At 68.4% G+C, this 13,600-nt stretch carries 15 protein-coding genes; 10 read left to right on the plus strand and 5 right to left on the minus strand.

Annotated features, from left to right (window positions below; genetic code table 11):
- Positions 1 to 268 precede the first annotated feature (268 nt).
- Positions 269 to 1,030 (plus strand): hypothetical protein, encoded by a 762-nt coding sequence (locus RMO97_RS04770; RefSeq protein WP_310539397.1) that lies wholly within the window; start codon positions 269 to 271, stop codon positions 1,028 to 1,030.
- Here the strand turns inward: RMO97_RS04770 and RMO97_RS04775 are convergent.
- Positions 1,027 to 1,797, minus strand: a complete 771-nt coding sequence (locus RMO97_RS04775) for a methyltransferase domain-containing protein (protein ID WP_310539398.1) — start codon at positions 1,795 to 1,797, stop codon at positions 1,027 to 1,029. The genes RMO97_RS04770 and RMO97_RS04775 overlap by 4 nt on opposite strands.
- 442 nt (positions 1,798 to 2,239) lie before the next feature.
- Between RMO97_RS04775 and RMO97_RS04780 the strand changes: the two genes are divergently transcribed.
- The 4 genes from RMO97_RS04780 (at position 2,240) to RMO97_RS04795 (ending at position 5,615) form a co-directional block, all read left to right on the plus strand.
- Positions 2,240 to 3,172 carry a RodZ domain-containing protein gene (locus tag RMO97_RS04780; protein ID WP_310539399.1) on the plus strand — a complete coding sequence of 311 codons (933 nt, stop codon included), beginning with the start codon at positions 2,240 to 2,242 and terminating at the stop codon, positions 3,170 to 3,172.
- Between the two features lie 160 nt (positions 3,173 to 3,332).
- The gene (gene ispG, locus RMO97_RS04785; protein WP_310539400.1) at positions 3,333 to 4,469 is read left to right on the plus strand and encodes a flavodoxin-dependent (E)-4-hydroxy-3-methylbut-2-enyl-diphosphate synthase; all 1,137 of its coding nucleotides are present in this window, start codon (positions 3,333 to 3,335) and stop codon (positions 4,467 to 4,469) included.
- Positions 4,470 to 4,636: 167 nt separating this feature from the next.
- On the plus strand, positions 4,637 to 4,930 hold the full coding sequence (locus RMO97_RS04790; protein WP_304774604.1) for a hypothetical protein: 294 nt from the start codon (positions 4,637 to 4,639) through the stop codon (positions 4,928 to 4,930).
- A gap of 184 nt (positions 4,931 to 5,114) precedes the next feature.
- A complete protein-coding gene (locus RMO97_RS04795) occupies positions 5,115 to 5,615 on the plus strand; it encodes a hypothetical protein (RefSeq protein ID WP_310539401.1) in 501 nt (166 codons plus the stop codon).
- Here the strand turns inward: RMO97_RS04795 and RMO97_RS04800 are convergent.
- Together RMO97_RS04800 and RMO97_RS04805 are read right to left on the minus strand one after the other, a co-directional pair.
- Entirely contained in the window at positions 5,612 to 5,914 is a 303-nt protein-coding gene (locus RMO97_RS04800) for a hypothetical protein (protein WP_310539402.1), read from the minus strand. The two genes, RMO97_RS04795 and RMO97_RS04800, sit on opposite strands and share 4 nt — an antisense overlap.
- Positions 5,915 to 6,080: 166 nt before the next feature.
- Positions 6,081 to 6,695, minus strand: a complete 615-nt coding sequence (locus RMO97_RS04805) for a hypothetical protein (protein ID WP_310539403.1) — start codon at positions 6,693 to 6,695, stop codon at positions 6,081 to 6,083.
- Between the two features lie 199 nt (positions 6,696 to 6,894).
- On the opposite strand from RMO97_RS04805, the gene prfA reads away from it, so the two are divergent.
- A complete protein-coding gene (gene prfA, locus RMO97_RS04810) occupies positions 6,895 to 7,971 on the plus strand; it encodes a peptide chain release factor 1 (protein WP_310539404.1) in 1,077 nt (358 codons plus the stop codon).
- Here prfA and RMO97_RS04815 read toward each other — a convergent pair.
- Entirely contained in the window at positions 7,929 to 9,179 is a 1,251-nt protein-coding gene (locus RMO97_RS04815) for a YihY/virulence factor BrkB family protein (RefSeq protein WP_310539405.1), read from the minus strand. The genes prfA and RMO97_RS04815 overlap by 43 nt on opposite strands.
- A 161-nt stretch (positions 9,180 to 9,340) precedes the next feature.
- Here RMO97_RS04815 and RMO97_RS04820 point away from each other — a divergent pair, with 161 nt between their 5' ends.
- The 4 genes from RMO97_RS04820 to RMO97_RS04835 all read left to right on the plus strand — a co-directional run bounded on the left by RMO97_RS04820 (position 9,341) and on the right by RMO97_RS04835 (position 12,899).
- Positions 9,341 to 10,117, plus strand: a complete 777-nt coding sequence (locus RMO97_RS04820) for an MOSC domain-containing protein (RefSeq protein ID WP_310539406.1) — start codon at positions 9,341 to 9,343, stop codon at positions 10,115 to 10,117.
- Positions 10,114 to 10,983, plus strand: a complete 870-nt coding sequence (gene prmC / locus RMO97_RS04825; RefSeq protein ID WP_310539407.1) for a peptide chain release factor N(5)-glutamine methyltransferase — start codon at positions 10,114 to 10,116, stop codon at positions 10,981 to 10,983. The genes RMO97_RS04820 and prmC overlap by 4 nt, the downstream gene beginning before the upstream one ends.
- Before the next feature lie 271 nt (positions 10,984 to 11,254).
- Positions 11,255 to 12,316, plus strand: a complete 1,062-nt coding sequence (locus RMO97_RS04830; protein ID WP_409035285.1) for a DUF4167 domain-containing protein — start codon at positions 11,255 to 11,257, stop codon at positions 12,314 to 12,316.
- Between the two features lie 106 nt (positions 12,317 to 12,422).
- Positions 12,423 to 12,899 (plus strand): Fur family transcriptional regulator, encoded by a 477-nt coding sequence (locus RMO97_RS04835; RefSeq protein ID WP_310539409.1) that lies wholly within the window; start codon positions 12,423 to 12,425, stop codon positions 12,897 to 12,899.
- Positions 12,900 to 12,949: 50 nt separating this feature from the next.
- Here the strand turns inward: RMO97_RS04835 and RMO97_RS04840 are convergent, their stop codons facing one another.
- Positions 12,950 to 13,438 carry a GNAT family N-acetyltransferase gene (locus RMO97_RS04840; protein ID WP_310539410.1) on the minus strand — a complete coding sequence of 163 codons (489 nt, stop codon included), beginning with the start codon at positions 13,436 to 13,438 and terminating at the stop codon, positions 12,950 to 12,952.
- Positions 13,439 to 13,600: the final 162 nt, after the last annotated feature.

Raw genomic sequence — 13,600 nt, forward strand, 5'->3', positions numbered from 1 at the left:
GCGCGCAATTGTTGAGGGCCTGTGGCGCCCAGACCGCTCCCCCCTCCGCTCATCCCCGCGAAAGCGGGGACCCAGGTGTTTTTGGTTTGTTGGCTCTGACCCGCGCCAGGCTTTCAGAACGGAGAAAGAGCCTGGGTCCCCGCTTTCGCGGGGATGAGCGGGGTTTTGTCAGGGTCTGAGACGCTCCGACCCATTGCAGAGTCCGCCGCTGGACGGCAGAGAACGGACATAGCCTTTTTCATTTCAACGAACCTGAGATCCATTTCCAATGTCCGAGATCATTGTTCCGAGACAATTCCGCGGCCCGCCCGTCACCGCCAACGGCGGCTATATCTGCGGCGTGCTCTCCAACGCGGTCGGCGGCCGCGGCAGCGCCATGCTGCGCAGCGGGGTGCCGCTGGACGTGCCCGTCACCCTGACGCCCAGCGAGGACGGCGGCGTGGTGCTGAGCAACGCCGAGGGCCAGCCGCTGGGCTCGGCCAAGCCGGCCGCCGACGACGCCATCCCCATGCCGCCGACCCCGCCCACCGTAGAGGAGGCCCGCCGCTATCAGGCCGCGTCGCGGTTCGCGCAGAAGTCCCTGCACCGCGGCTGCTTCTCCTGCTGCATCGAGCGTGAGGACGGCGAGGGCCTCGGCGTACACGTCGGTCAGATCGACGGCGCGCCTCTGGGAACCTGCGCCGGCCTGTGGACCCCGCACGCCAACTTCGCCAACCCGGACGGCACCATGCCCGACGAGATCACCTGGGCGGCGCTCGACTGCTCGGGCTCCATGGCCTGGTGGGTGAAGACTGAGACGCCTGTGGGCCTGCTGGGCACCATGGCCGGCGAGGTTCTCGTGAAGCCCAAGGCCGGCGAGACCTATGTCGTTGTCGCCTGGGCCGACCGGGTCGAGGGGCGCAAGCACTTCGCCGGCGTCGCCCTGTTCGACGCCCACGGCCAGGTGATGGCCCGCAGCGGCCAGATCTGGATCGGTCGTCCGCCTGGCGCGCCGCCCTACCAAATGCCGCCGGTGACGGCGAACGCCTAGAGCTTCACCGCTCGCGTCGCCATGCAGGTTGGGAAATAGGCGGAGCGGCCGGTGTCGGGCGCTCCGCCATCCCGGTCCTCGAACATGTGGGTCAGGACGAAGCCGGCCTGTAGCTGGCCGCCGATCTGCGCCTCCAGGGTATGGCTGAACTCCACGGTGTGGTCGCGGGCCACCCGCTGCTCCAGCTGGTCGGCAGGCAGGTGGGTGATGTCGGCATAGGGCAAGGCGTGCTTCACGATCAGCTCACCGCGTTGCTCGGCGGCCGCGTCGAAGACGTAGACCATGGGGTTCATGAAGCCCGCCAGCAGCGTCCCGCCCGGCCGCAGCACCCGGAAGCACTCGCGCCAAACCGGCAAGATCTCCGGGGCGAAGCAGTTGGAGACCGGGTGGAAGATTAGGTCGAAGCTTGCGTCGTCGAAGGCCGACAGGTCGTGCATGAACCCTTGGCGTGTGGTGATGGAAAGCCCGTCGCGCGCCGCCACCGCATCATCCTGCGCCAGTTGCCGGGCCGAGGCGTCGAACACGGTCACCCGTGCGCCCGCCGCCGCCAGGATCGGCCCCTGCTGTCCGCCGCCAGACGCCAGGGCCAGAACGTCCTTGCCTTCGACCTCTCCAAACCAGTCGCGCGGTACCGGGATATGAGGGGTCAGGACCACCGACCAGTCGCCCAGCATGGCCCGAGCCACGTCCTCCGAGGATACGGGCCGCGTCCAGACGTCCTGTTCTTCGACACGACGGTCCCAGCCGGCCTGGTTGTTTCTGGACACCTCATCGGCCCGCATCTTCTCTTCCCCCTGGCTGGCGCGCCATTATAGACGATCCCTCCCCGCACACCGGACCTCAGTGGAAGGTTTGTGTTCATAAGGGTCGGTAAGGGGGCCGCGCGGCCGCGATCGGGCGGAGCCGGGCTGTCCCAATTTGGCGCAGGCGGCGCCAGATGACGCAAAATAACGGCCAAGCTTCGCGTCTCGCCTGTAGCGCGAGTTAACCATGAGTGACCAAATAACGCATTGAATTCCATAGTCTAGCATGATACCTCGTCTGTTGTATTAACAACTCCGCACTTAGGCGGAGCGGGGCGCAACCGCGAAGTTAAGCCGCGGTCAAACAGTGGGGTGTCAGGTAGCCATGCCTCTCGATACTGGCGGGGTTACAAATCTGAATTTGCGAGCGGACGGGGATCGCGATCCCGGTCTCGCGGACTCCTACATGCCCACCATGGACACCGGACCTGACATCGGCGCGGCCTTGAAGTCGGCTCGAGAGTTTCGCGGCCTGACGCTGCAGGACGTGGCCGACTCCACGCGCATCCGCCGCGCCTATCTGGCGGCCATCGAAGAAATGCGCCTGGACGAGCTGCCTTCCCGCCCCTTCACCATCGGCTATGTGCGGGCCTACGCCAACGCCCTGGGCATGGACGGCGAGGCCGCGGTCGAGCGCTTCAAGTTGGACGAGCCGGCGCCTGACGAACCCCTGCGCGCGCCGGTCGGCGTGCGGCGCGACGGCGACCCGCGGGTCATGGCGATCGTCATCGTCGGCCTGCTGATCGTCGGCGCCATCGTGATGTGGAACATCGCCCAGCGGGCCATGAACGAGCAGGCCCCGCCAGCGGCGAACGCGCCGGAAGCGTCCGCCGTCGGCCTGCCCGCGCCGGCGCCGCCTGGCGGTCCGGTGGCGCTCGGCGCGCCTCTTCCCGCCCCCGTGGAATCCACCACCCCCACGCCCTACGAAACCCCGGGCCTGGAAGCCGCCACCGCCGGCGATGGCTCCAGCAAGGCCGCCGACGACGCCGCCAAGCTGGCCAAGGCCAATCCCGAGACGGTGGATCCCGTCGTTTCATCGACGCCGCTCTCGGCGACCTTCGTTCCGGCGGGCCCGATCTACGGCGCCCCGGCGGCAGGCTCGGTGGTCACCCTGCAGGTGCGCCGGCCCACCTCGCTGATCGTGCGTGGCGCGGACGGTTCGGTTTATTTCGCCCGCCAGCTCGCGGCCGGGGAAGCCTATCGCGCACCCATGCTCAAGGGTCTGACGGTGGACGTCGCTGATCCATCGGCGGTTCAGGTCTTCGTGGCAGGCCAGAGCAAGGGCCTGCTGCCCGCGCCCCAGACCTTGGTCTCCAAGCTGGCGGCGCCGGCGGAATAGTCCCTTCAGGGGATCTCGACACGCGTCAACAGGACAGCGCATCCGGCCGCCAGCAGCAGCGGGATTGCGGATCGTCGCCTCGCGGTCATGTCCGCATGATAGCCGAGGCGCCACGCAGGGCTTGGGATTTCGCGGCGAGGAGCCTATTTTCCCCAACATCATGACCGGTCACGATCACACCCATCTCCGTCCGTGGCGCACCATCACGCGCCGGCCCTCGCGCAAGATCCGGGTGGGGAATGTGGAGGTCGGCGGCGACGCGCCGATCACCGTGCAGTCGATGACCAATACCCTGACCGCGGACGCCAACGCGACCATCGGCCAGATCCGTCAGCTGGAAGAGGCCGGGGCCGATATCGTGCGGGTCTCCTGCCCCGACGTGGAGTCCACGGCGGCGCTGTCCACCATCGTGAGGGCCTCGAAGGTCCCGATCGTGGCCGACATCCATTTCCACTACAAGCGCGGCATCGAGGCGGCCAAGGCGGGCGCCGCCTGCCTGCGGATCAATCCCGGCAATATCGGTCGGCCCGACAGGGTGCGGGAAGTCATCCAGGCGGCCCGCGACCACGGCTGCTCCATGCGCATCGGCGTCAACGCCGGGAGCCTGGAGCCCCATCTGCTGGAGAAGTACGGCGAACCCTGCCCTGAGGCCATGGTGGAGAGCGCGCTGGACCATGCCCGCATCCTGCAGGACCACGATTTCCACGAGTTCAAGATCAGCGTGAAGGCCTCGGACATCTTCATGACCGTGGCCGCCTACCAAATGCTGGCGGACGCCATCGACTGTCCGCTGCACGTCGGCGTCACCGAGGCGGGCGGCCTGCGTTCGGGCACCATCAAGTCCTCCATCGGCATGGGCAACCTGCTGTGGGCGGGGATCGGCGACACCATCCGGGTCAGCCTGGCCGCCGACCCGGTGGAGGAGATCAAGGTCGGCTTCGACATGCTGAAGGCCCTGGGCCTGCGCCACCGCGGCATCAACATCATCGCCTGCCCCTCCTGCGCGCGGCAGGGGTTCAACGTCATCAAGACGGTGGAGACCCTGGAGGCTCGGCTGGCGCACATCGCCACGCCTATGAGCCTGTCGATCATCGGCTGCGTGGTGAACGGCCCGGGTGAGGCCCTGATGACCGATGTCGGCTTCACCGGCGGCGGCAAGGGCGCGGGCATGGTCTATGTGGCGGGAAAGCCTGACCACAAGATGGACAACGATCAGATGGTCGAGCACATCGTTCAGCTCGTCGAGGCCAAGGCCGCCGAGCTTGACGCCGCCAGGTCCCTGGAAGCCCCCGAGTAGGACGGGCCTCCGCAACCTCCTCGACGCCTTGCGCGGAGCCGGTTTCTCCTTCGCTGACGAAGACTAGCGAACGGGTTCGCGAATAATTCAAAGTTGACGCCCGGGTCACCACTTGCGCCTTGGCGATAGCCTTGGTTAGGTGCCGGCCACCTTAAGGGAGGGACACCATGTCCGCGGACGGCAACTGGAAGATCACCATCAACTCGCCCATGGGCGCGCAGACGGTTACGGCCTCTATCAAGACGGACGGCGGCGCCTTCACCGGGACCACCCAAACCCCGGCCGGTGAGCAAGCCATCGAAGGCAAGGTCGACGGCGACAAGCTGACCTGGTCCACCTCCATCACCTCTCCCATGCCGATGACGCTGGAATTCGAAGCCACCGTTTCGGGCGACAGCATGTCGGGCAATGTGAAGCTCGGCGCCTTCGGCAACGCGCCGCTGACCGGCGTTCGGGCCTAAGGTCCAAGCCGCTCTTACGAGCGCTGCACTCTCGGAGGGCGGGTCGACCCTAAGTCGGCCCGCCCTTTTCCGTGGGCGTTCCACGCGAATGTAAACCATTGTCAAAACCCCCCAATCTGGGGGCCGAAGCCATCGCGCTCCCGGAAAGCTTCACCATAATGGGCCCGTCAGCGGCGCTCGCCGCGTGGAACAGGGCCCGATCGTGGACAGTGAACTGAGGGAACGCGTCGCGGTCCGCATGGCGATCGGGGCCATCCTGCGGGCCGTCGAGATGGTCAATCGCGAGTATGACGGCGACATCACCGCGGCCCTGGTCTTCGCGGCCGTGGTGGAGGCCAATGTCGGCCACCTGGCGACAAATCCCGGGTCCACGGCTCAGTTGGCGACCCTGGTGCGCCTGCCCCCGGACGAGCTCCGGCGGCCGGTGACCGGCGTCGCCCTGGCCACCACCCTGGGTATTCCCAACGAGACGGTGCGGCGCAAGGTGAAGGGCCTGATCGATCAGGGCCTGCTGGCGCGCGTGGACGGCGGCCTGATCGTGCCTACGCAGGTCATGGCCAGCGAGAGGATGACCCGGCTGACCCGGGCGAGCTTCCTGAACCTGCGCCGGCTTTTCATCCAGCTTCGGCGAATCGGCGTCGATCTGAGCGACGGCGGCGCGGAGTTGGAGGCGGCGGTCGTCTAGAGGGTGGCCGACGCCGCCACGTCGCCAGCGGCGCCGCCGGCGCGCAGGAAGGCCTCGGCCTCGGCCGTCAGGGCCCAGCGGTGGGAGCCGGGACCGAAGGGTTTGCGGAACAGCGGGCGGACGCCTCGGCTGTCACGGTCGGAGCCTGAGTGGGCGTCAAAGACGGCCACGGCCCGGGCCCGCAGGCTGAGCTGCACCTCGCCCTCCGAGGCGCGGTTCATGGCCAGGACCTCCAGCACGCGGTCGCGGTGGGCCGAGCCGCCGAGATGCAGCAGGGCCTCGGCGATCTCGCCGACCATGGGGTCCACGCCCTTGCTGGACGTTGTCCGGCGCGGCCTTCTTTTCTCGGGCTCTAGGATCGACGGCATGGGGCGACCATAGGCGCGGGGGCTGCGTCGGGAAACCCGGCAACCCTCAGTAGGCGAACCTTCGGGGCCCAGATTGGGTGTAAGGCGAACATCTCCCTCAATGGCCCTCCTTTGCGACGGGGGCCACACGCAGGGGGGCTTCTCCGGTGCGACTCCAGCGGTCCTGTTCGAATCCCTGGTCGGCCACCTGCCAGATGAGATTCATGTAATCCCGGGCCTGGGCTGGATCGCCCATGGGATAGAGGGCGTTGACCTCAGAGCCCGGCTCCAGCTGGGAAATCCGCTTGGCGAGGTCAGCCACCCCCTTCAGCAGCACGTGGCGAGCCACCAGCGAATCGATCTTGGCCCGCATGCCGGCCTGGGGGGCGCCGCCAAACCAGCCGCGACTGGGCGCCGAAACGCCGGCGCGGCGTTCCAGTTCGGTGACCAGGACGGCCAGCAGCATGCGACAGTCGGCGATCAGGCCTACGGGCGAGCGGCCCGCGTCGACCCCCGCCCAGATGTCCTTGAATCCCTTTGCGAAGGCCTCAGGCACCTGGTCGCTGAAGGTCGGCGGCGGCGCCTTTTTGGGCGACTCCGGCTTGGGCGGCGCCGACGGATGAGCCGGACAGGCGCAGATCACCACCGGCTGGGCGAAGCCGGCAAAGCCGCAGCGGCAGATGGCTGGCTGCGGGTACGCGCCAGCGGCCGGAGGCGCGGGGTGATCACTCACCTTGGCCCTCCCCGCGCCCACCGGCGCGACGCCTGAAACAACCTGAACGACATGCCCCCATGATCATGGTTAACGAGCATCAAAGCGTCAGCTTGGCAAGGTCAGCTCGCGTCTGAGGCGAGCCGCGCGCCATCAGACGTTTGGCAAGGCGGCGGCGGGGGGGTAGAGGAAGCCTCCGTTTCTTCCCGGTGATCCCTCCGTGCGCCTCCCCCAAGCCAGACTCGACCAGGTTCTCGACCGCTTCCGCGAGATCGAGGCCCGCATGGGCGCCGCCACCGACGGCCAGGAGATCGTGCGCCTGTCCAAGGAGCACGCGGAGCTCAAGCCCGTGGCCGATGCAGTCATGACCCTGGCCCGCGTCCGCGCCGAGGGTCCCGAGCTGGAGGAGATGGCCGCGTCGGGCGACCCCGAGATGGCGGCCATGGCCCGGGACGAACTGCAGATTCTGAGCGACAAGCTGCCGGCCCTGGAGCACCAGGTGGCCCTGCTGCTGGCGCCCAAGGACAAGGACGAGAACGCCTCGGCGATTCTCGAGGTCCGCGCGGGCACCGGCGGGGACGAGGCGGCCCTGTTCGCCGGCGACCTGTTTCGCATGTACCAGCGCTACGCCACCCTGCAGGGCTGGCGCGTGGAGATCGACAGCGTCTCGGAGGGCGAGGTCGGGGGCTACAAGGAAATCATCGCCTCGGTCACCGGCGACGGCGTGTTTGGCCGCATGAAGTTCGAAAGCGGCGTCCACCGCGTGCAACGGGTTCCCGACACCGAGGCCGGCGGCCGCATCCACACCTCAGCGGCCACGGTCGCCGTCCTGCCCGAGGTTGAGGACGTGGAGATCGACATCAACCCGTCCGACCTGCGGATCGACACCTACCGCTCCTCCGGGGCCGGCGGCCAGCACGTCAACAAGACCGACTCCGCCGTGCGCATCACCCACCTGCCCACCGGCATCGTGGTGACCTCCTCGGAGAAGTCGCAGCACCAGAACCGAGCGCGGGCCATGAAGGTGCTGCAGGCCCGTCTCTACGACCAGCAGCGTGAGGCCCTCGACACCGCCCGCGCCGACGCCCGCAAGAGTCAGGTGGGGTCCGGCGACCGCTCCGAACGCATCCGAACCTACAATTTCCCGCAAGGGCGCGTCACCGACCACCGCATCAACCTGACGCTCTACAACCTGGCCCGGGTGATCAGCGGCGACGAGCTGGACGACGTGATCAATCCGTTGATCGCCGAGGATCAGGCCGCGCGGTTGTCGGCCTTGGAAGACGAGTTCGGTTGAGGCTTGCGCAGCCGGGCGGCGGTGAGCACGCGCTCGGCCTGATCGGTCCCGTCCACCCAGACCTTGGACAGCACCTTCCTGGCGTCGAAGTGGAAGGCCAGGCCCACCGTGTCGGCCATGGCCGCGCCGCGCACCCCCATGGGCTGGGCGGGGCCGGTGGTGGAGTCCATCGCCGTCTGGTGCTCGATCTCGGCGTTCAGCTCGGCGCCGATCAGCACCACCATCACCGAGAACCAGATCCACAGCATGAAGCCGATGACGGCCCCCAGGGAGCCGTAGGTGACGTCGAAGTGGGCGATGTTGTTGACGTACCAGGAGAAGCCCAGGGACCCCACCAGCCACATGACGGCGGCGAACACGCCCCCCGTGCTGACCCAACGCCAGCGCGCCCGCGCGCGGCAGGGGCCGTAGCGATAGACCATGGAGAAGGCTGCGGCGGCGAGGCCGAGGATCACCAGCCAGCGCAGCGGCAGCCAGGCGACGGCGAACTCCGACAGCCCAGAACTCTCCAGAAACAGCGGCACGGCCACCAGGATGGCGCTGACCAGGGTCAGGAACACCAGGAGCCCCAGGGTGAAGGCGTAGGTGAAGGCGGTCTTCACCACATAGCTTCGTTTCTCGGCCTCGTCGTAGGCGATGTTCAGGCCGTCGAAGAGCGCCTTCATCCCGGCGTTCGCGCTCCAGACCGAGAGCAGCAGGCTGATCAGGAAGGCCACGCTGAGGGAGGCGGTGGGGCGGTCGGCCAGGCGCAGCATCTGGTCGCCGACGATCTGGATGACCGAGCCGGGGAGCACGACCGCAAACTGGTTGAGTTGGGCCTGGACGGCGGTGACATCATTGAAAAGGCCATACAGCGAGACGAAGACGCCGATGGCCGGGAACAGGGCCAGCAGGGTGTAGAAGGTCACGCCGCCGGCCACGGCGGGCAGCCGGTCGCAGGTGATCTCGCGATAGGTGCGCCAAAGCACATCCTTCCAGCCGCGCAGGGGGATGTGGTGCGGGGCGTCGGCCAGACGGCCGCGGCCGGGCTCAGCGGCGTCGAAGGATTCAGGCTCGGCGTGAACCTGGACGCTGAGGCCCGGCTGAGGGTCGCCGCGCCCCCGCGGCCAGAAGGCGGCCATGGCGGCGAGCGCCACCCAGGGCGCGACCTGGAACGCCAAAGGCGCCAGCCGTTTCTTGGTCCATTTCTTCGAGAACGGCCTGCGCACGTGTCCCACCCTCCAGGCGCAAAGCCACCGCTTGAACACCTACCCGCGACAGCCGTTCCGTCCGGCAGAGGCTATCGGCCCGCCAGGCTGATCTCAAGCTGCGCCATGATTGTGGCGCGGCGGCGGTTGCGTGCGGCGGAGGCTTGCGGCAACAGGGCGGGATGACCGGTCACGTCGCCGCCCTTTATCGCCACCCGATCAAGGGCTTCACCCCTGAACGCCTGAACCAGGCGATGCTGAGCGTCGGCCAGCCCTTCCCCTGCGATCGCATGTGGGCGGTGGAGAACGGGCCCTCGGGCTTCGATCCGCAGGCCCCGGCCTTCATCCCCAAGCAGAAGTTCGCCGTCCTGATGGCTATCGCCCAGGTCGCCAAGGCCCGCACGGCCTATGACGAGGCCACCGGCGTCCTGCGGGCAACGGCGCAGGGCGAGCCCGACTTCGAGGGCTCCATGGCCGCTGAGGCTGGCCGCGCCGGCTTCGCCGCCTGGCTCACCGGCCTGCTGGGGAACGAGGTGCGCGGGGAGCTGAGGATGATCGAGGCGCCTGGCCACCGGTTCATGGACCACCCCCTGGGCCACGTCTCCATCATTAACCTGGCCAGCCTGCGCGACCTGGAACAGAAGATCGGGCGGCCGCTGGACCCCATGAGGTTCCGCGCCAACCTCTATGTCGAGGGCTGGGAGCCCTGGGCCGAGATGGCGTGGGCGGGCCGCGAACTGATGCTGGGCTTCGCGCGCGCCAAGGTGTTCAAGCCGATCATCCGCTGCGCCGCCACCCACGTGGACCCTGAGACCGGCGAGCGCGACATGGATGTGGTGAAAGCCCTGTTCGACAATTACGGCCACATGTTCTGCGGTATCTATATGCACGTCACCGACAGCGGCCAGATCACCGTGGGCGACGCCTGCACAGCCCCGCAGATGGAGCCTACCCGATGAGCCTGACCCTGCTGCAGGCGTGGCAAGGCGCCAAGCAGCGCCTACAGGCCGCGGGCCTGGACGGACCGGTGATCGAGGCTCGCCTGCTGGTGGAGGCCGCCGCCGACGCGACCCGCGCCGATATCGTCACCAACCCTTATCGCGAACTGACGCCTGAGCAGGAGGCGACCCTCGCCGACTACCTGCAGCGGCGCGAGCGCCGCGAGCCGGTCAGCCACATCCTGGGGCGCAAGGGGTTCTGGAAGATCATGCTGTCGGTGACACCGGACGTGCTCACGCCACGACCGGACACCGAGACCATCATGGACGCCGTCCTGCCGGCCTTTCCGGAGGCGATGGCGTTCTCGGTCCTGGACCTGGGGGTCGGCTCGGGCGCCATCATCCTCGCGATCCTCTCCGAGCGCCCCGCAGCCAAGGGGCTGGGGATCGACGTCTCCGAGGAGGCCCTGGCGGTGGCGCGCGAGAACGCCGCCAACCTGGGCCTGGCCGACCGCCTGGCCCTGCTCCGGAGCGACTGGACCGCGGGGCTGGGGGACGCGAGCTTCGACCTCGTGGTCTCCAACCCGCCCTATATCGCCACCGAGGTGATCGAGACCCTAGAGCCGGAGGTCCGTGACCACGAGCCGCGCCTGGCCCTGGACGGCGGGGCCGACGGCCTGGACCACTACCGCCTGCTGGCGCCGGAGATTCTACGGGTGCTCAAGCCCGGCGGGATGTTCGCCGTGGAGATCGGCTATGACCAGAAACCCGCGGTCGAGGCGCTGTTCCGGTCGGCCGGCGCGCAGGGGGTGAAGACCATCCCTGACCTATCGACACGTGATCGGGTTGTCATCGGCACGAAAAACCCCTTGGAAACTCGGGGCTGAATCGGTAGATCAGATACCTGTCTCCACCCAATTCGTCGGCGCCCGGGGTTCGGCCTCCTGAAAAGCAGGAATCGAGCACCACACCGACAGGCGCGGCTTTAAGTGGCGCTCGCCTCAAGTCAGGGCGGAAGACGGGGAAACACTTACGTCTTCAACACGAATTCTTGGGTCCTTGAGGACCTGAGCAAGACGAAAAGGCAAGCCCGCGCAATCCTGGCATGAGCTGGAGCGCCGGCAGAACGGTTAGCGAATAATGAGAGATTTCAAGGGTATGAAGCGTCAGCGCGGTCGCAATCGCGGCGGCGGTGGTGGTGGGGGCGGCGGGAAGCCCCAGCAGCAGAACGCCAACCGGGCGTTCGATTCCAACGGGCCGGAAGGCTCGAAGGTCCGCGGCAACGCCCAGCACGTCTTCGAAAAATACCAGCAGTTGGCGCGAGACGCCTCCACGGCCGGGGACCGGGTCCTCGCCGAAAACTACCTGCAGCACGCAGAACACTATTTCCGGGTCGTCCGCGCCATGCAGCCGACCCGTGCGGCCAGCGAGATTCTGGGCCGTGACCAGTTTTCCTCCGGCTTCGACATCGACTTCGAAGACGAGAGCGGCGCCCAGGCCGCGGCCCAGGCCGACGCCGACGCCGCCGAAAAGGCCGACAAGGAAGAAGCGAGCGGCGAGGCCGGCGCCGAGCCGACCGAGGCCCGCAGCAACAACGGCTGGCAGGACCGCCCCCAGAGCGAGACTCGCAGCCGCGACGACCGTCCCCGGGACCAGGATCGCAATCGCGACGATCGCCCGCGCGGCGACCGCCAGGACCGCAACGACCGCCCGCGTGACGATCGGCCCCGGGACGACCGGCCCCGCGACGAGAACCGCAGCCGCGACGACCGGCCTCGGGATGACCGCCCCCGGGATGATCGTCCACGTGACGACCGGCCGCGCGAGGACCGCCCTCAGGCCGAGAATCGCAACCGCGACGAGCGGCCCCGTGACGACCGACCGCGCCGCGACCGCTGGCGCGACCGTGACGACAGACCGCCGCGCGAGGATCGCCCCGAGCGCGACCCGCTGGCCGTGGTCGAACCCCAGGCCGCACCGCTGGTGGCCCCTGAGACCCGCAGTTCTCCGGTGTTGCGCGACGACGACGGCGGCGAGAGCCACGCCCCCGCCTTCCTGAAGGCCCCCGCCACCCCGAGGGCGCCCCGCGCGCCCAAGGCGGAAACCCCGCCGGCCGCCGCGTCCACGGACGAAGCGCCCGCCAAGCCCAAGCGTCGCCGCGCCCCGCGCAGCTTCGAGGGCGGCGAAGGCGGCCCGCCTTCCGAGACCGAAGACGCATAGGACTAGGGCTTGGGCCGGGATCGATGATCCCGGCCTTCGCATTTGGGCCTCACCTCCCCATATTCCGCTGGTTGCGGGAAACCGCGCGGACAGGTAGCCAGGACGTATGGGAACCGAGTGCCACCACGAGGACGGCGCGCATCCGGGCATCAAGGGTGTGGACCTACGCCACGCTCTGGTGGCGGCCGAGACCCGCTGCGCCGAGACCCAGGAGCGGCTGACCACGCCACGCCGCCGGGTGCTGGAACTGCTGCTCGAGGCCAATGGCCCACTGAAGGCCTATGACCTGATCGCCGCCTTCGGGGCGCATGGGGAGCCGGCCAAGCCCCCCACCGTCTACCGCGCCCTGGAGTTCCTCGAACGCCTCGGCTTCGCCCATCGCATCGAGAGCCTCAACGCCTATGTCCCCTGCCGGCGCGACGACCAGGGACACCGGGCCGCCTTCCTGATCTGCGAGTGCTGTGGGGCGGCCGAGGAGTTCGAACCCGACCTCGACGCCCAGATCGCCGCCGCCGCGCCCGCGGGATATGCGGTGCGGACGGTGACGCTGGAAGCGCGGGGGTTGTGTCTGGCGTGCCAGTAGCCCTTTAGCTTTCCTCCCCCGTCTCGCTCCGCTTCACAGGGGAGGAAAAGTCAGCGCAATCGCGCCATCGCCACGGAGTCGGCATAGGCGCCATCGCGCCAGGCGTAGTTCCGGAACACCCCTTCCCGCTCGAAGCCGAAGCGTTCGTAGAGCGCGATGGCGCGGGTGTTGTCGGACCAGACGTTCAGCTCCAGCCGCGTCAGGTTCAGCCAGGCGTCGGCCTGGCCGATGATAGCCGCCATCAGGGCCGTGCCGGCCCCGCGCCCGGCATAGGCGTCGTGCACGGCCATGCCGATGGACCCGGCGTGGGCCCTGCGGTTCTCAAACCGGTTGAGACTGGCCGAGCCGATCGCCTTGCCGTCGATGACCGCCACGAGGTGGAGGTCGCTGGCGGAGCCCGTCGCCGCGCGCCGCTGGCGGGCTTCCAGGCTGACAAAGGGCAGCTGCAGCGTGCCCCAGATGGCGCGGGGCTGGTTCAGCAGCTCGGTGATGTCGGCCATGTCCGAAGGCTCTCGGGCCCGGATCAGGATGTCGCTCATGCTCTCTCTCTCCAAAATCGGCGGCGGAGAGGGCCCATGAAAAAGCCCCGTCCGTCGCCGGCGGGGCTGGTGATCTGCGGTGGGGTTCGCTTGTCCTAGCGCACAGCAGCTCTCACCAGCCCGGGCCGGGCGGTGCAAATCTGCATATGGGTCGCTACGCTG

Source organism: Phenylobacterium sp. (assembly GCF_031425575.1).
GTDB lineage: Bacteria > Pseudomonadota > Alphaproteobacteria > Caulobacterales > Caulobacteraceae > Phenylobacterium.